The 16266-nt window shown below is 43.2% G+C and carries 26 protein-coding genes, 1 tRNA gene and 3 pseudogenes; 11 read left to right on the top strand and 19 right to left on the bottom strand.

What is annotated here, in order from left to right; genetic code table 11:
• Positions 1-52: 52 nt before the first annotated feature.
• Positions 53-304 (top strand): annotated as a pseudogene (locus J2S00_RS12325) (amidase family protein); the annotation flags it as partial.
• A 63-nt stretch (positions 305-367) separates the two neighbouring features.
• Here the strand turns inward: J2S00_RS12325 and J2S00_RS12320 are convergent.
• The 4 genes and pseudogenes from J2S00_RS12320 to J2S00_RS12305 form a co-directional block, all read right to left on the bottom strand.
• Complete coding sequence (locus J2S00_RS12320) at positions 368-910, bottom strand: peroxiredoxin (protein WP_307340513.1); 543 nt, start codon at positions 908-910, stop codon at positions 368-370.
• Between the two features lie 101 nt (positions 911-1011).
• Positions 1012-1578 (bottom strand): ferritin family protein, encoded by a 567-nt coding sequence (locus J2S00_RS12315; RefSeq protein WP_307340127.1) that lies wholly within the window; start codon positions 1576-1578, stop codon positions 1012-1014.
• Positions 1579-1688: 110 nt separating this feature from the next.
• A pseudogene (locus J2S00_RS12310) lies at positions 1689-1766 on the bottom strand (ABC transporter ATP-binding protein); the annotation flags it as partial.
• A 230-nt stretch (positions 1767-1996) separates the two neighbouring features.
• Positions 1997-2194, bottom strand: a complete 198-nt coding sequence (locus J2S00_RS12305) for a hypothetical protein (protein WP_307340125.1) — start codon at positions 2192-2194, stop codon at positions 1997-1999.
• A 68-nt stretch (positions 2195-2262) separates the two neighbouring features.
• Between J2S00_RS12305 and J2S00_RS12300 the strand changes: the two genes are divergently transcribed.
• From J2S00_RS12300 to J2S00_RS12290, 3 genes are all read left to right on the top strand, one after another.
• Entirely contained in the window at positions 2263-2424 is a 162-nt protein-coding gene (locus tag J2S00_RS12300) for a hypothetical protein (RefSeq protein ID WP_307340122.1), read from the top strand.
• Between the two features lie 90 nt (positions 2425-2514).
• A complete protein-coding gene (locus tag J2S00_RS12295) occupies positions 2515-2826 on the top strand; it encodes a hypothetical protein (protein ID WP_307340119.1) in 312 nt (103 codons plus the stop codon).
• 63 nt (positions 2827-2889) lie between these two features.
• Positions 2890-3051 carry a hypothetical protein gene (locus J2S00_RS12290; protein ID WP_307340117.1) on the top strand — a complete coding sequence of 54 codons (162 nt, stop codon included), beginning with the start codon at positions 2890-2892 and terminating at the stop codon, positions 3049-3051.
• 451 nt (positions 3052-3502) lie between these two features.
• Here J2S00_RS12290 and J2S00_RS12285 read toward each other — a convergent pair whose 3' ends face one another.
• The 8 genes from J2S00_RS12285 to J2S00_RS12250 form a co-directional block, all read right to left on the bottom strand.
• Complete coding sequence (locus J2S00_RS12285) at positions 3503-3670, bottom strand: hypothetical protein (RefSeq protein ID WP_307340115.1); 168 nt, start codon at positions 3668-3670, stop codon at positions 3503-3505.
• A gap of 109 nt (positions 3671-3779) precedes the next feature.
• The gene (locus tag J2S00_RS12280) at positions 3780-4076 is read right to left on the bottom strand and encodes a hypothetical protein (RefSeq protein ID WP_307340110.1); all 297 of its coding nucleotides are present in this window, start codon (positions 4074-4076) and stop codon (positions 3780-3782) included.
• A 230-nt stretch (positions 4077-4306) separates the two neighbouring features.
• Positions 4307-4477 (bottom strand): hypothetical protein, encoded by a 171-nt coding sequence (locus J2S00_RS12275; RefSeq protein ID WP_307340107.1) that lies wholly within the window; start codon positions 4475-4477, stop codon positions 4307-4309.
• A 5-nt stretch (positions 4478-4482) separates the two neighbouring features.
• On the bottom strand, positions 4483-4845 hold the full coding sequence (locus J2S00_RS12270) for a hypothetical protein (protein ID WP_307340104.1): 363 nt from the start codon (positions 4843-4845) through the stop codon (positions 4483-4485).
• Between the two features lie 274 nt (positions 4846-5119).
• Entirely contained in the window at positions 5120-6481 is a 1362-nt protein-coding gene (locus J2S00_RS12265) for a DUF3987 domain-containing protein (RefSeq protein ID WP_307340101.1), read from the bottom strand.
• The gene (locus J2S00_RS12260; protein WP_307340098.1) at positions 6447-7073 is read right to left on the bottom strand and encodes a CHC2 zinc finger domain-containing protein; all 627 of its coding nucleotides are present in this window, start codon (positions 7071-7073) and stop codon (positions 6447-6449) included. Before J2S00_RS12260 ends, J2S00_RS12265 begins: the two co-directional genes overlap by 35 nt.
• On the bottom strand, positions 7070-7303 hold the full coding sequence (locus J2S00_RS12255) for a helix-turn-helix domain-containing protein (protein WP_307340095.1): 234 nt from the start codon (positions 7301-7303) through the stop codon (positions 7070-7072). The genes J2S00_RS12260 and J2S00_RS12255 overlap by 4 nt, the downstream gene beginning before the upstream one ends.
• Before the next feature lies 1 nt (position 7304).
• The gene (locus tag J2S00_RS12250) at positions 7305-7490 is read right to left on the bottom strand and encodes a hypothetical protein (RefSeq protein ID WP_307340093.1); all 186 of its coding nucleotides are present in this window, start codon (positions 7488-7490) and stop codon (positions 7305-7307) included.
• 147 nt (positions 7491-7637) lie between these two features.
• On the opposite strand from J2S00_RS12250, the gene J2S00_RS12245 reads away from it, so the two are divergent.
• Both J2S00_RS12245 and J2S00_RS12240 read left to right on the top strand, forming a co-directional pair.
• A complete protein-coding gene (locus J2S00_RS12245) occupies positions 7638-8678 on the top strand; it encodes a hypothetical protein (protein WP_307340090.1) in 1041 nt (346 codons plus the stop codon).
• Between the two features lie 114 nt (positions 8679-8792).
• Positions 8793-9911: a tyrosine-type recombinase/integrase gene (locus tag J2S00_RS12240; RefSeq protein WP_307340087.1), complete on the top strand. Its 1119-nt coding sequence runs from the start codon at positions 8793-8795 to the stop codon at positions 9909-9911.
• Positions 9912-10016: 105 nt separating this feature from the next.
• On the opposite strand, the gene J2S00_RS12235 is transcribed toward J2S00_RS12240, so the two are convergent.
• A tRNA-Val gene (locus tag J2S00_RS12235) sits at positions 10017-10092 on the bottom strand.
• A gap of 169 nt (positions 10093-10261) precedes the next feature.
• Here J2S00_RS12235 and J2S00_RS12230 point away from each other — a divergent pair.
• The 4 genes and pseudogenes from J2S00_RS12230 to J2S00_RS12215 form a co-directional block, all read left to right on the top strand.
• Positions 10262-10942, top strand: coding sequence for a zinc metallopeptidase (locus J2S00_RS12230; RefSeq protein ID WP_307340084.1), 681 nt, complete (start codon positions 10262-10264; stop codon positions 10940-10942).
• A 74-nt stretch (positions 10943-11016) separates the two neighbouring features.
• Positions 11017-11457 (top strand): AAA family ATPase, encoded by a 441-nt coding sequence (locus tag J2S00_RS12225; RefSeq protein WP_307340082.1) that lies wholly within the window; start codon positions 11017-11019, stop codon positions 11455-11457.
• Between the two features lie 210 nt (positions 11458-11667).
• Entirely contained in the window at positions 11668-11901 is a 234-nt protein-coding gene (locus J2S00_RS12220) for a hypothetical protein (protein WP_307340080.1), read from the top strand.
• A gap of 150 nt (positions 11902-12051) precedes the next feature.
• A pseudogene (locus J2S00_RS12215) lies at positions 12052-12237 on the top strand (hypothetical protein); the annotation flags it as partial.
• Positions 12238-12287: 50 nt separating this feature from the next.
• On the opposite strand, the gene J2S00_RS12210 reads toward J2S00_RS12215, so the two are convergent.
• The 5 genes from J2S00_RS12210 to erm all read right to left on the bottom strand — a co-directional run bounded on the left by J2S00_RS12210 (position 12288) and on the right by erm (position 14676).
• The gene (locus J2S00_RS12210) at positions 12288-12380 is read right to left on the bottom strand and encodes an ATP-binding cassette domain-containing protein (protein WP_370875876.1); all 93 of its coding nucleotides are present in this window, start codon (positions 12378-12380) and stop codon (positions 12288-12290) included.
• 56 nt (positions 12381-12436) lie between these two features.
• Positions 12437-12763 (bottom strand): ArsR/SmtB family transcription factor, encoded by a 327-nt coding sequence (locus J2S00_RS12205; protein ID WP_307340077.1) that lies wholly within the window; start codon positions 12761-12763, stop codon positions 12437-12439.
• Positions 12764-13198 (bottom strand): SRPBCC family protein, encoded by a 435-nt coding sequence (locus J2S00_RS12200; RefSeq protein WP_307340076.1) that lies wholly within the window; start codon positions 13196-13198, stop codon positions 12764-12766.
• Between the two features lie 104 nt (positions 13199-13302).
• On the bottom strand, positions 13303-13782 hold the full coding sequence (locus tag J2S00_RS12195) for a class I SAM-dependent methyltransferase (RefSeq protein ID WP_307340073.1): 480 nt from the start codon (positions 13780-13782) through the stop codon (positions 13303-13305).
• Between the two features lie 48 nt (positions 13783-13830).
• A complete protein-coding gene (gene erm / locus J2S00_RS12190) occupies positions 13831-14676 on the bottom strand; it encodes a 23S ribosomal RNA methyltransferase Erm (protein WP_307340070.1) in 846 nt (281 codons plus the stop codon).
• A 617-nt stretch (positions 14677-15293) separates the two neighbouring features.
• On the opposite strand from erm, the gene J2S00_RS12185 reads away from it, so the two are divergent.
• Positions 15294-15704 (top strand): VOC family protein, encoded by a 411-nt coding sequence (locus tag J2S00_RS12185; protein WP_307340510.1) that lies wholly within the window; start codon positions 15294-15296, stop codon positions 15702-15704.
• A 74-nt stretch (positions 15705-15778) separates the two neighbouring features.
• On the opposite strand, the gene J2S00_RS12180 is transcribed toward J2S00_RS12185, so the two are convergent.
• Entirely contained in the window at positions 15779-16228 is a 450-nt protein-coding gene (locus tag J2S00_RS12180) for a GNAT family N-acetyltransferase (protein WP_307340067.1), read from the bottom strand.
• Between the last annotated feature and the right edge of the window lie 38 nt (positions 16229-16266).

Here is a 16266-nt window from a genome sequence, read left to right as displayed (position 1 = left end):
CCCAACTCTGTCCAAAAAAGACCCCAAACCAAATGAGCCCAAAAGATTGACAATGAGCACTGCAACAGGTATAGGGGGGAAAGCATGTGGTGTATTCGGTTTCAAGCCTACCCGGGGCCGCACCCCCTTGGGCCCGGCTGTTGGAGATGTAATGAACGGCTTGGTCAGCCACCATGCGGTGACCCGTTCAGTCCGGGACAGCGCCGCCTTGTTGGATGCCACCGCTGGTCCGGCGCCTGGTGACCCTTATTGGGCTCCGCCTGTTACGCGTCCTTATTTGCAAGAGACGAAGAGGACTCCCGGCCGGTTGCGGTTGACCGAGAATCCCCCACTTCAAGATTCGTTAGAATCTAAGTGGCGGGAGTGTTCAAATTCTCCCAATGTCTTCCGTTTGTCTTTGAATGCCGGACATTCCTGGAACCCAGTTGGCTGGAACACCCAGGCCTGTTTGACGGCTGAATTGCAGGCCTTGGATGAGGCGAACAATCTCATGGGTGTTTCGGCCTACTTCGCGTGGATAAATAAGTTTGGCAACAATCATGCCGTCAGGATCCACAATGACAGTTGCCCGAAATGCAGCGCCAGCTTTTTCATCCAATACACGGTAGGCACGGCTAATAAGATGATTCCGGTCGCTTAGCAGCGGAAATTGTACTTGTCTGGCTGAAGGAGATATTTCTTTAAACACTTTATGTGCGTACACACTATCTGTGCTAATGCCCCATACCTCGGCTCCTAAGGCTCTTAATTGCGGATAAACAGCAGCAACTGCTGCCAATTCGGTCGGTCAAACGAAAGTAAAATCACTCGCATAGAAAAAAAGAACCGTCCACGATCCCCGCAAGTCTTCCAGGCGTACTGTTTGAATCTGTTCATTTACATATGCTTCAGCGGTAAATAAGGGAGCCATATCGTCTCTTGAAGCACAAAAAGGGAGGGGACCATGGTCCAGTTGTTCCACTGTGAGAGCTTCACTACGATTATCTTTTTCCAATTCAATTCACCCCAAAATCATAACTTCTGGTCAAAAAACAAAAAGCTAAAACGGGTCGCATGTTCAATCTCGTCTGTAAAGGCTCGTAAAAAAACATCTCTTACCCGCTTATCCATTGTGAATAAGTACACATCCCGGTATTCTTCATAAGCCTCCAATTCCCCCTCATAGGCCTTGTACAACCCTTCTTGATATGTCTGAAATTGAACCGGGTTAAACGTATATTGGGGACGTTGCCCGCTTAAGTCAGTATAAAGCTGAGAAAACAGTTCTAAATGCACTTTTTCATCATCTAATGCATGCTGAATTGCCTGTCTGTGCCTTTCGTTTGGCGCCATCTGTAATAATCTTGAGTAAAAATCAATCGCTTGTGCTTCTCCTACAATGCCATTCATGATGGATGCTAATAAGGTTTGAAACTCGCCTTGTATCCTGTAGTCTGGCGTGGGGTGTGACATAGACATGGGTTGTGGCGTTGAATAGGTCATTTGGGGATGTAACGGTTGAGAGGGGTAATGGGGTGCGTTTGCAGGACTTGAAGCAAGCCAATGGTTAGTGTGTGGATACGCATGTTGGTGGTACATCAGTATTCCTCCCCTGACTTAAACATTTCAATGCCAGTATATTCGTCTATTTTCTATTATGTCCGCCCAATTATAGGGACACGAGTTTGAGGCAAAGTTTTGCTCCACTTCATCATATAAAGAACACGCTCTGTTTTTGCTGCAACTTTGACATCATGTGTGACTAATAGAATCGTCGTCCGTAATCTTGACAACTTACTTAATTCCTTTGACTCTAAGATTAAGTCCATATTTATATATAAAGCACTATATGATCCGTGTCGCTCGACCAAAATCGCATCATAAAAAAAGGATAGAATCACCCTATTTCAACTGCATTTTTTATTACCTGGATTAGGGGTTCTATCTACTAAGCTCTAGATTTGATTATTTTATTAGCAACCGGCAGTTATATTTTGCTATTGAAGTATTCAATCAGTCACCTTTTTTTGTTCTTATGTAATACTTTATAAACCTTATCAAAAGCACTACTTACATCTTTTGAATGAGATAATTCATCGTTTAATACTTCTTCAAAAGCATCTAAAACTTTTTTACAATCATTGATATTTACGCCAATTTTTGTTTGATGAAGGAATTTTTCATTGGCAGCCCCATGAACTGATACAAAAAGCAAAAGCCTTTTCCTATATTATAGAAAATGCGTTAGGGGCAGAGCCGGGCAATTTTGGTTATATACCTGAAATGTTTCAGCAGATGCTGAAAATGGAGAAGTCGAATATCCCTGCCTGGTACATGGATGAACTTCGAAAATTTTGTCTGGAGTGGTTGGAACAAAAAATGGCCACAGGTTCCAAATGGGAAGGTGTCAACAAAGAATATGTGTTTCATAGTTGGTCGCCATAAAGAAAAATCCCTTGTCTAACAAGGGATTGTGATTGCTTATGTATGGTGACTCGGGGCGGGCTCGAACCGCCGACCCCCACCCTGTCAAGCATGTCAAGCTCATTGGATTATAACAGTTTACATCTGAAAAAGCTTGATATTATAGGATTTCTAATACGGTTAAGTGTGATCATACAGGCTGATTTTGGTGGCAAAGTGATTATGTCTGCCACCAATTTGCCACCAAATTTAAGGGGCAAAAATCAAGGGAGGAAAGGGAAAATGAGCAATTTGCACCACCTGCCTAATGACACACTTAACCGTCTTTTAATGATTGCCAAGGAACACACCAGGCTGGCCTTAAGGGCTATGGACAGAAAATGCCCAGCAGATGAAAAAACAGCACATCATTCAACGGATTGAGCAACTGCACCTGGAGCGGGAGCGGTTGTTAAACAATAAACGATAAACAAGGAGGACAAGAAAATGACCAAATATGATGAATTGGTTAGAATGTATCTAAATCTTTGTGAACATTTAGAGCTTGACCCGAAATGTGGGGTAGAAGTTGTGTTACATGAGTGCGTTAAGCAGGGGTATCTAAAACGTGAGGATTTGGAAGAGATAGACAGATTGGTCAATGGATAATGTCAGTAACTCGTGAAGTTACAGGGAGCGGGGCAAACCTGCTCCTTTTTCAGTGCCAGGGGGATACTGATTTTTGGGCATCTTTCAGCCGGTAACCGACGGGCCAGCCTTCTGCTAATAAAATTCGTTTTTTGGTATAAAAAGGGAACCGGCCCCCTTAAAGACATAAAGGGAATTTTGTGTGCAGAAAGTTGCCCCGTCGGTTTAGTGCCTAAAGGTACTAGTTTTTTACTCCCCCCTACCCGCTAAACTGTCACATGATAGACCTGGGGAGCGGGGCAGGGCCTTCGTTTTCAACATGGGATATGTTTACGTGAAGGGGGGTTAAAAAGTTGCGTTTACAAAACAAACACAATCCTTTTTTAGTGTTCGTTTTTGTTCTAACCGGCCTGTGTCCACACTGGTACCCTAAGTTAAACTGAGGAAAATAAACAAAGGATGTCCCGCTTTACTAGTGCATGGGGTTTGTTTTGGAAGCTTCCGGCTCATCCTCCAGTGCCTTGATTGTGCTATCCATCTTGTGGGCTACCTGGGATGTGCGCTTATGCAGTTTCAGTATAAGTTTTAACGCTATCACATAAGTTACCAGCAACAGAAAGAGTAACAATTCACTCCACATATGACCACCTCTTTTTTAGGACTATGATTGGTCCGATTAGTTTTTTGTTGGCAGATGCGTCCTAAGTTCGGACGAAACATAAAACAGGATTGGTGTTACAGCACCAAAGTTAGTTTTCAAGCTCTATCACACCATAGTCAGCAGGATTTAATCCCTTGGCCTTTAAGCTGGAAACATAGTTATCCAGCATCTCCTGCGCTTCGTCCCTGCTGATACATAAGGCTTTGGCTATATCGTCAGCACTGAACAACTCCCTTCCTCGGCCAAACGCTATTTTAATGCCCACTTCAATCTGCCCCATAGTCATGCCGTAACGGATGCCAGACTCTATCACTTCCCTAATCTCTGATTTATTAACCTTATAACGTTCAGCATACTTGCGAACCAGTTGCTCCGCTCTGTTCATGTTGACCACCTCTTTTTTAGTCTCATACTTTTTCCACCTTTTTTTAGCTTTCGTAGTTTTTCGATGCTCTTTTTTAGTGTCCTAAGTTGTTCAAAGTGCCTTTTTTATACTCTCGCAAACTCTCAACAAAACTTAGCATCCTCTATATGCCCGCTGACAGCCTTTATATGCCGTTTTTACTATTGGGTAAAAAGGGATACTAACCCTATACAAAAGCCTGTCTATGAGCCTTATAGCCCCAATAGAACGTCTGCCTGTCTTTTGAGCCGCTCCATGTCATATTCCAAACTGGCATAAGCCGTTAGGATGTCCCGGGCCACTTCCTCAGGGGTACAGTTCCTGAGTTTGGCTGTTTTTAGTAACGTTTGAGTTGTTTTGTCATCCAGTTCAATCTGTAGCATCCTTTTTACCTCCTGACGGCCTGAATGTACCTTGTGGCTTTCTGCAATGCGGTTGTAAAACTTGTCCCTTTATAGATATCCTTTGACGCTGTTGGTTTACCCTTGGTGTATGTTTCCCGCCACACCAGCCATGATGTGTCTTGTCGTTCCATATACACTGTCATTTCATAGCCAATGGCACGTCTGACAGTAGCAAAGTAGATTTCGCCAGGGATGCCGATAACAAAGCCAGCCTGTTTGGCCTGCTTATCCTGTTGGGACAAAGGCAGATAGACCACGTTGCTGTTTTCTTCAGGTTTTGGCTCTGTTTTGGTTGTCTTGAATGGATATTTATTTGCCAGTGCCCATATCTCATCAAACAATGCCATTAAACATCACATCCTGTTTTTATATATTAAGAAGCTACGAAATTAAGAATAGACCCTCATTTTCCTTGTGGTTAAGCCATTTATAAGCTTCGCTTCTTTTTCGTAAGCCTAAGAAAGTACGAACAAAAGGGGTTATTGGTCATCAGACCTGATTGAAACCTTAGTTTCGTAAATGCGTAGGGGTACGAAATGCTTACGAAGCTTACAAACATGCATGGTTATGCGGTTTATTCGACTTTATTCTTAAATTCGTGCATTTTTAATATATAAACAACTAGACAAGTTTAACGACCTGTACCGGCCTGCCTGTCGGCCTTTTGATCTCCTTTATGGTGACATAACCGGCATCAGATAACTTCTTGACCAGGTTATCAATCTCTTGTTTTGATAAGTTACGGTTAAACAGATCGCTTACCTCTGTCCTGGTCATTCCCTGGGGGTTGCGTTTCAATTCAATAAGCAAACGTTTAGCACGTTCATCATCTTTAAACCTTTCCGGTTGACCAAAAATGAATTTGGTAGACTCAAGGCAATATTCAAACACAGCCAAAGCCGCCTTAAGATGCTCCACCCTGACCACAGGGGACATATCCAGTAGGGCATAGATACAGGAAAGCCTGACAAATTGGGCCTCCACTCTGTTAGCGATCTGTGCCACTGTCCCTGTTCCTATGGGATCAGCAAACTCACGGTATATACGAGCCCAAAACTCCCTGGCCCGCTCGTCCCGCTCCATTTCTCCTGTTCTCGTAGCAAAGTCAACAGCCTGGGCAATGCGGTTAATCAATGGTCTTAAATCCATCTTGTCTAAACTTCCGCCTTCGGGAAGAAGCTTTGACCTTTTGACATAAGCCCATAAGAAGCGGTTAGCAAAGCCATTAAACAGTTCTGTGTCTCTAATGGCTTTTAATAGCTCCTGCTTTGTGATAAATGCTAATATACTGATATGGGCCCCTGTGGCTCGCATGGGGTTTTTAGTCAAAGTGACCAGGTTGCCGTCATCCCATGCTTTTCTGATGATTGGCGAAAGAGTGTTCCCTTCCCTATTGATCACCTTTAAAGTGTGCGCAAACTCATCTTCTACGATTAGCAAACGCTTGTCTGTCACTCCCTCGTCTACGACAACCGTTTTATAACCTACTATCTCTTTTTCTTTGCCTTGACCTCTATATTCTGGCTCTTCCTTTTCTACTCGGTCACGAACCGCATAAATCAATCCTTCGCCACTGGACAAACCAGAGTTAACGTTTTTTAACCACTGGCTATCTATGGACTCAAATAAATGAGCTACGTGTTTCCAGGAAGATGATTTCCTTGCTTTTGCACTTTCTCCCACTAAGACAACAAACAGCCTGGCGGTCTGCCTGGCTCCATCTGTCATAAAATGAGCATGCGGGCCGATCACATTACCAAAAGCGGTTAAGAAGTTAAGCAACACAGCTGCTTTATCTGCCTCTGTATGGGGGTCAATGGTTTCTATCACTTCACCAGCCAAGCCATAAAAAGCATCCTCTTTTATTTTGGCCTTAAAGGTAGGCATTAAGCTAAACCCGCCATCTTGCTCGTCGTCTATCTGTTTAAATTGCTGGCTGACATCTCTTTTAGCCTGCAATATGATCTGTGCTAGCTCGCTCATCTTTTCCGGCCTCCTTTATTTCATTGTCTAGCCACTGCTGGGCCATATAAACAGCGTATGCCTGTTCCTGTTCATCTCCATAGGCAATGCAGTTTAACAAGTGTGATATATAGGCTTTTTTGTGGTATAGCTCGGCCGAATTTTCTGCCTCAGTTATGTTTTTGACCTTCTTTATACGCTGATTGATTTGTTTTTCAACCTTTAGCAGGATTTGAAACGTTTCCTGGAGAAGATTTTTATACTCGGATATTACTTTTTTGTCACTTAGCTGTTTTTTAACCAGCTTTGTGACCTTTTTCTTTTGTGGGCCTTTATGTAGCCCCATCTGTTCAGTCAACAGCCTAACCGCTTGCCCCAGGGGGATGCCTTGGGCCTTGGCCACTAAGTCGATCACATCCCCCTGGCCACAACCGGCCCAGCACTTCCAGCGGTTTGTGTCTGTGTAAATTGTAAAGCTGGGCTGTCTGTCGTCATGGAAAGAGCAGCGGATATTGAACCGCTCCCTAGTGGTGTTTATCCTGCTTAAATCAACGTTGGTATAATGCTCCAATGCCTCTGTAATAGGCACAGATGCCTTGATAAGTTCAATCATGGCTTAATCATCCTGAGTTGGCCATATTCAGGCTTGTCCTCCGGTTGTGTATCTTCTGGGCCAGCCTCCCGCTCCTGTAACCAAGCTTCCAAGCTCTCTACCCTAAACAGAATTCTTTTACCCAAGCGGATGTGTGGGATTTCCCGCTTTCTAACCAGTTCATAAATCGTGTCTTTGGATACTCCTATATACTCGGCAGCTTCGGCAACCTTTATGGTGCGCCGTTGCAATTTAATCCCTCCCTAACTCTTGTTTAAGTTCATCTATGACAGCCAGGATTTTTAGTTTTTCTTCTTTAGGCAACTCCTTGCGTAGTTTGCGGATGAATGTATTTTCATGGATGCCCAAACGCTCTGCAATAAGCCAATTGGGTATACCTTTCTTTAGTTGGCGGATGTCTTGGTTACGTTCTAACATTTTTACACCTCCTGCTTAAAAAGTTGTTGACTGATGTTAGTTGTGGTGTTAATATAATCGTAAACCTTAAATGTTTACTAAGGCAATATATGTGTGAGCTTTAATCGTCAACATACCGTAAACAAAATTTGAAGGGAGGATAAATATTTGCCACATGAATTGGAATATGTGACTTATCATCATCCTGATGACATCATTTTGGTTAAGTCAAAAGCGCTGAGTGATGAGCATTTTAGCACTTTTATAGATAAACACTGTGGAGATGGGTTTGATAAAAAGGAATATATTAACTTCTTTAAACGACTCTTTGAAGATCAGATTAAAGCAGGGGAGGAAAAAATAAGGGGTTACAGAAAAGACATAATGAATATTATTGACTCTAATGTTTATTGTTTAGTAGGCTTACGCTTTACTTCGATTAAAACGAAAGTTCTTGAACCTAGAGTAAAAAAGACAGAAGGCATTGCAATGAAGTTTGCCTCATTAAAAACAATTGAGGATATAAAGAGCTTCGCCAAAGAATATGGCTTGCTTGGTGTGCTTGTGCCATACAAAAGCACAGGATTGCTTAACGTTTTATATAGAGGGATAACATCTCCGAATTACTATTATGGTGTCTTTGAACCTTTAAGCGTCTGGAAATATTATATACAGCACATTAGAGGCTTAACTAAGCTTTATCAAATATTGTCCGACCCCGATTTAAAAGAGACGGATGTTATAGGGGTTTTGAGTAAACATGAAAGTTATGATAGTGTGGCCAAGTTTATTGCATATGACCACAACGGGGACAGCATACATGTAAGCAATTTTTTGATACCTGGTTTTAATCAAGATGAAGAAGTAGACAAACAGAAAGCTATTAAATTATTGGGTAACTCCCTTCAAGGGGGCTTATATTCAGCTATTAACGTTTCCTTTTCTGATGTGATACCCTCCAAGTACAACCGTCTTGGTTTCAAAATCAAAGAAACATACACTACCCACTACCTATTAGCAGCTATCTATTACGACCTTTGGAGGATGATGGCAGAAGATCAAGACGTTATTTTTTGTGGGTACTGTGGAAGAGCGTTGCCTAAAAAAGGAAAAAAGATGTATTGCAATAACTCTTGTAAGCAGATGGCGTACAGGAAAAGGAAACAGAAAAAGCAGAAAAAGAAGGATAAACCAGATGTCATATTTTAAAAACCAAGATAAGTCTAGATTGACACAAAACATAAAAAGGAGGGTAAAATCTGATGGCATATCTTGAAAAGAGGGGGAAAAACTCCTGGCGTTTGGTGGTTAATGCAGGGTATGATGCTAACGGGCAAGCGTATCAGACGTACCAAAACGGTTAAAGGTTTGACAAAGCGAGAAGCGGAAAAAGAGTTGGCAAAATTCCAGGCAGAAGTGGAAGCGGGGGAGTATATAGCGCCTGAAAAAATGACGTTTGCTGACTTTGTGGAGGAATGGAAAGAGAAGTATGCCAAAAAGCATCTGGGGCCTAAAACGTATGAAACATATGTCTTGCATCTGAGAAACAGAATAATTCCAGCTATGGGTCATCTTCGCTTAGATCAGATTAAACCTATACACCTCATCAGCTTTTTGGAGAACCTAGAGGAAGAGGGGCTGCGCCAAGATGGAAAACAAGGGAAGTTGTCTCAAGGAACCATTGAGTATTACCACAAGATTTTAAGGAATGTGTTTAAACGGGCAGAAGAATGGAAGCTGATCAAAGAAAGTCCCGCTGCCAGTGTGAAAAATCCAAAAACAGCCTATAAAGAAGCACAGGTTTATGATCAGAAGCAGGTAGAAGCACTGTTTGAAGCACTCGAAAAGGAACCTCTAACCTGGAAAGTGATGATTACCCTGGCAGTCACCTGCGGGCTTAGAAGGGGGGAATTACTGGGCCTGGAATGGGAACACATTGACCTGGAGGCTGGAACTATACACATTAAACAGAATTTGACCTATGTCAGCGGGCAGGGATTTGTGATCAAAGAGCCTAAGACCAAAAACTCCATTCGCAAGGTAACTGTGCCACAGCATGTGATCAAGATGCTTAGAAAGCTAAAGCTGCAAAAAATGGAGGAACGGATGAAAGCGGATGACCTATGGGAAGGAGGGGAACATTTCTTTGTGTTCTCATCCTGGAATGGTAAGCCGATCAATCCAAGTAGTGTGAAAACCTGGTGGCAAAGATTTACCGACAGACACAACTTGCCTTATATTCGTTTTCATGACCTGCGTCATACTTCGGCTACATTATTGATCAACCAAGGCGTACACATGAAAACCATTAGTGCCAGGTTGGGACATGCCAATATCCTAACGACCATGAACATCTATGGCCATGCCTTAGAGGAAGCCGACAGGGCAGCAGCGGAAAAGTTTGACACGCTGTTTCAAACAAAAAAGAACAGGCTTAATTAACCTGGTGGCAAAAAATTTGCCACCAATCTGCCACCAATCAGCCTGTTTCACAAGATTTATGTAACTGTATTATAACAAAAAATCCTTGATATCAAGCGGTTTTTATGGTGACTCGGGGCGGGCTCGAACCGCCGACCCCCACCCTGTCAAGATGGTGCTCTCCCGACTGAGCTACCGAGTCACATCAGTGTTATTTTGATCCTGTCTTGCGGCGACATTGAATATATTAGCACAGCAAAAATGAGGTTGTCAACACCTTGATGAAGGTGTTTTTATGTTAATTTATGAAAATAACTTGCCGGTTGTGGTGCCATACTAGTAAAGAGGATGATTGGCAAAGGAGAATGAACGTGATTTTTCACCCATTGGACTTTTTAATCTTTGCCGCCTTTGGTTTGGCCATGTGGGCGCAAACACAGGTACAGGGCAAGTTTCAACATTATGCCAAAATACAGGTTTCTTCCGGGTTAACAGGCGCACAAGTGGCCCGTTATATTTTGGACAAGGAAGGCCTTCATGATGTCGCTGTGGAACAATCTCCGCACGGTCCGCTTTCAGATCATTACGATCCCACAGTGCGCAAAGTGCGGTTGTCTGAACCTGTTTATTATGGCCGCTCCATTGCCTCTGTGTCGGTGGCGGCCCATGAAGTCGGACATGCTATTCAACATCAGGTTCACTATCCCATGCTGGTCTTGCGGCACCGGTTATTTCCCATCGCCAACTTGGGATCCAGAGTGGCCCCATTTTTACTCATTGCCGGCTTTCTACTGTACATTACCGAGTTGATCGGACTAGGTATTATTTTCTTTTCCGGAGCAGTCCTGTTTCAAGTGGTGACCTTACCGGTCGAGTTTAATGCCAGTGCCAGGGCGGAGAACAAACTGGTGGAACTGGGTTTGATTCGTAACGATGAAGAGCGGGGCGTTAAGAAAGTGTTAAGAGCAGCGGCGCTAACTTATGTGGCCAGCACCTTGATCGCCGTATTGCAGCTCCTTAAATTTCTGTTAATATTTCGAGGTCGACGTTAAGGATATAGCTTAACACTGTTCAAGTACATGTATACCCGTTGACTGAAGCGTTTAATGAAATGGAAGGGATACGGATGCCAACAATTTATATTATGGTGGCCTTGCCACGTTCAGGTAAGTCAACTTATGTGGCTCAACATTTTGGTGCCTTGCCCAAGGTTTCCGCCGACCAACTGAGGTTACTTATCCATGGTCGGCGGTTTTGGGCTGAAAAAGAGCATGAGGTGTGGCGGGTAAGAGATATTATGTTGAAAGCATTGATGGAGCAGCAACTGGATGTGGTCATCGATGAAACTAATGTGACCCGCAAAAACCGCAGACCTATGCTGAAGCTAGCCCGGACGTACGGCTATAACGCCGTAGCCATCGTGATCAACACCCCAGTAGAGATCTGTAAACAACGGGCCATACAATCCAACCAGGAAGATCTGCTTCCTGTGATTGAGGAAATGGCCCAGCGTTACGAAGCTGTTACAGAAGAGGAAGGATTTGTTCAGGTCATACGTGTTGATTAATGCTTAACCTTCGGTACATGGACAGTCACTTTACCTTTTCATGTGGATGGTTGCCTTGGGGGTATTACTGGCACAGGGGAATATTGATATGTCCCTGAACAGGAGGTCGGAGAAGGCACAGTACCAGTAGGGCAAATTGCCACGCAAGTGATTAGAACAATTGGGAGTGCGCATACTATTTATGGAGATTCTAAACAGAGGTGATTGGTCATGCGACCCAATGAACATTTTGCTCAATTTGGCGGCGTTCACTTTATCAATAATGTCCCTGCGGAAGAGATAAACCGTTTTGTACGGGAATTACCTGAAGGCAAAAAAGACAGCCTGTTTGAAGTCATGACAGAATTGAATAAGGCCGGTTTGATCACGGTGTTAAACGATGGTCTGTTTGCGGACGGGGAAGGCAGTATAGGCGGAGAGGAAACGGACGAGGATCGGACCTAGGCGCAAAACGAAGGGTCAAGTCTGGGATTTGGATGACACCAATTGGCGTATCCAACAAATACCCACGCCCACCGGAAACCAAAACCGAAGATCAGCTTACGGAAAGGATTACATTGATAAAAATGAGAACTTGTTGCAGATAGGGAATATAAAAAGCTGGTGCCCATCTTGAAACATGAGGCGCAAAAGAGGAACTGGAAAAGTTTTTATGTTGTCGGCGATTCGGCTGTGATGGACAGGTTGAAAGAGGGATTTAAAACATTGCCTGTTATAAAATCTATCCCTAAAAATATCCGTATCGAAGCCGGAAAAGAGCACGTGTATAAATTGGTATAGTCCTGTTAATGAAAGCTAAAGCCCTTTAGCCACAAACTGGTTAAAGGGCTTTAGTGCATCAATAGTTCGCAAATCATCTTAATTGTGGACGTTTTTCCTGCCCCGTTCGGTCCTAGCAACCCAAGCACCTTCCCCCGGTACACTGCGTAACAGTCCTCAGATGGTTTTTGTATCGGTCTCAAGACGGATCTTTTAGCTGTTAATCCTCCTTCTGCTCCTGTTCAAGGTGGTATTTGAGTGAGGCCAGTTTGTTATCCCAGAAACGATCATAATAAGCGAGCCAGCGCTTCACTTCAAGCAGAGGATCAGGTTGCGTTTTGTAGCGTATTTCACGCCCCGCTTTTTTCTTCTGAACAAGTCCAGCTTCGTTCAAAATGCGCAGATGTTTGGAGACGGCCGTTCGACTCATGGGAAAATGCTTGCTGATCTCTGTCACAGGCAACTCCTGCTCTGCCAAAAGTCTGATCAGTCGGCGGCGCGTCGGATCAGCAATGGCCTGAAAAACATCATGTTTAGGGGTGCCCATTTATCCTTCAACCACCTTGGCCAAATTGTTATTAACAATGCCTTCCCACCCATTATCCATTCTGTCACGTACAACGGATTGTTTTTCACCTGTGGTGGGGATCACTTCATCAGCGGCCCCCCAGCCAGAATGGGTAAGGGTAAACTGGGTTTTGTCTCCCAGCGCCTGTAATTCAAACGTGACCTGCCAACCAGATTCCCCCCAGGCAAAAGATAGGAGGTGAGGCGGTTCCAGTTCAAGCACTTTGCAAGGGGTGGGGCCAAACGGCGTCTGTAGAGTAAATGTTTGCCCTACTTCTGCCACAAAATCGTTAGGCATAAACCAAGCAGCTATACCTTCTGAAGTGGAAACAGTCTGCCACACTTTGTCAATGGGAGCATTAAACGCTGTTGTTTTGCATATATCCGGTAAGCTGTTCTGTGTCTGATCCTTCATCATACAAGACCTCCTGTTAATTAATATGAAACCAATTGGTTTCGTGTCAAGTGTTAATCTAACAAGTTAGCTATGTTAGAAGTGTTTGATCCACAAATATTAATTTACTGCTTTTTTCCTGCTAAGATGTTCAGGTCCACCGTTATTTCAAGTTGATCAAGGCTTAACACTTTTTGCTTATGGGCTTCACTGCTCCCCCAAGACAATGGGGGCATGGAAACCAGAGAGTCCAGGGCATCTTTTTTTACGGTCACTTGATAATTGATGTTGTGCACGTCTGCCAACATGAAGTTGTCCGGCATATGAGCAGATAACTTTCGCTCTGTATCGGTTCTTGATTGTGTCTGACCATACAGCGCATATCTCAACTCTTGTAAATAACTTTTTCCTGGAACCACTTTGATCAATAGTCCGTTGTTTGATAAGACACGTGTAAATTCAGAAGCATTAGCAGGGGAGAGAATGTTTAATATGATATTACAGGTGTGGTCTGACAGAGGCATATCAGCCAAATTAGCCACTGCCCATATGATCCCTTCGTAATCTCTCGCTGCGACCTGAATGGCATCCTTGGCAAATCCCATGCATCGCACGGTGCTTAAAGGGGTAACAGACAGCTTTTGTTTACATTATCACCGCCGAAGGTGTTTGGGCCAGCGGCTTGAGTTCACAAATTGCATCATGGTGTGAAAGATGATTCCCCATTCATGCTCTTTGAGCATACAGACAGGTGACTCCCGGTTTAGGGAAAGGTTTTGACATATTCTCTTCAATTGTTCGGCAGTAAAAATATCTTTGAAAACATATTTCAAAGGCAGCTGAGGGTACCTCAAGCCATACTCAGCCAGTCTTCTAAATAGGGAAGAACGGCTGGGAGAAAGATGGGTCTTTTTCTTTTTTTTAACTACCAATACAACTGTATCTACCCCGGGGGGAGGGGAAAAACAGGTGCGTTTGATCTCTCTGGTCACGCAAAAGTCAAACCACATCCTCCATATTAGGATGTTGGGCCGCGTTATGGGATAAGTGCTAAAGCGTTTAGCCGCTCTTTTTTCCACTATGAGTGCTGCACGTTGCAAGCGTGTGGCAGGGTCATTTAACAGCTTGTTTAAAATAGGTGTCGTAATGCTAAACGGAATGTTAGCCACAACAGAAAAAGGTTCACGAGGTAATTTATAATTTAAAAAATCCATATTGATGATCTGAAGGTTGGCGTACTGTTCCCCTTTTGTGCGCAATGTTTCAACTAAGGCAGTATCATATTCAATAGCAATCACTTTCCCTGCCTTTTCCGCCAAAGAAAACGTAATCGCTCCTTTACCTGCCCCGATCTCAATCACCGTATCTTTAGCATTGATGTGGGCCATATTGATCAAATGCTCAATCACCTTTTTATTATGGAGAAAATGTTGTCCCAGAAAGTTGGGGCCGTGAATACATTTTCTCACCCTCCGATGACGCTTATTCTGTTTATTCATGCTCCATACCTCCGTTAATGTGATGTATAAAATAAAAAAACACAGGCTTAATGGCCTGTGTGGTAATTAATGGGCATATTGATACTGCGTCAGCATGGCTGTTTCAGGACCATATGAGATGCAGGATGAGTCAAACAAGCCCCTATCGATTAGGCAAGAGCGCGATGCCGTACTGGTCATCCTGTTCAATCTTGTCACATGCACAACAGGGGTAGATTGGCTCTACCCCTGTTAACAGCAATCTCTCATATGGATTAAACATACCATTCCAAACAATTCGTTTTTCTATAAAAAGGCAGACTAATCCCGTTACCTGCCACAGGCAGAACCCTTGAACACATATTTAATTAGTTGTTCAAAGGTTGGAATCTTAGTCTGCAAGAATGCACAATACAACCCTCCACATGATGATAAATGAACTGAAATTAATCATAACATATTGGTTTTCAATAAGCAACTATAATACTATAAGTGATCTTGACTGAGCGTTCCTTATCATGTATGCTCTCTTTAATTAAAATTCTAATCATTTGCAGAGGAATGAATCTGATGAAGCGGAAAGGGATAGCTTTGTTGTTCTAAACTTTACTAGTTTGAAAATCAAGGAGAGATGTGAAATGAAACCTACCCCTCATAAAATCACTACGTTTCTGATGTTTGATGGTCAAGCAGAAGAAGCAATGAATTTTTATGTATCATTATTTGAGGACTCGGAAATCATCGATATTACGCGGTATGGGCCAAATGAAGCAGGTAAAGAGGGATCGGTATTACAAGCCACTTTCTCACTGAATGGGCAAGTTTTTATGTGCATAGACAGTAGCGTCAAACATGATTTTACCTTTACACCTTCCATTTCGCTTTATGTGACTTGTCAAACAGAAGAAGAGATTGACCGCCTTTTCGAGCATTTGTCCGAGAATGGTACAGTTCTCATGCCACTTTCCACCTACCCCTTCAGTGCAAAGTATGGTTGGGTTCAGGATAAGTTTGGTGTTTCCTGGCAATTGAACCTGGTCAAAAGTTAATGCAGCCTTTACATGGTGACATCGTTATTGAATAAACTGTATGTCATGTGGAGAACATTCGTTACGATAAATGGTTATGTGTGCATTTTAAGCAACATATCTACATGGGGAATACCATCCTCTAAGTACACGTCGGAAATGGTTTTAAAGCCAAAGGAACCGTAAAATTGTTCCAGGTAATGTTGGGCTTGGATTTTAATGGTTGACTCACCCAGTTCGCGGTGGATGAAGTTGATCGCCTGCACCAGCATCTCTTTGGCATAGCCTTTGCCCCGGTGTTCTTTTTTAACGATCACACGGCCAATAGAAGCTTCTGGATAGACAGTGTGTGGGGGCAGGATTCTTAAATAGGCGGCAATCTCTTCATTGTCCTCTTTATACAGGTGATAGGCTTTAAGGTCGTGACCATCGATTTCGGGGTAGGGACATTCTTGTTCTACGACGAAAATTTTGACTCGCTCTTGTAAGATACGATATAGTTCATAGGTTGACAGTTCCTCAAACCGTTTGAGTGTCCAACTCATGCAGGTTCCCCCTTTTTTTAAAAATATTGAAAAAGCGA

The sequence above is a fragment of the Caldalkalibacillus uzonensis genome (assembly GCF_030814135.1).
GTDB classification, from domain to species: Bacteria; Bacillota; Bacilli; order Caldalkalibacillales; family Caldalkalibacillaceae; genus Caldalkalibacillus; species Caldalkalibacillus uzonensis.
This window is presented reverse-complemented; position numbering and strand designations above follow the sequence as displayed.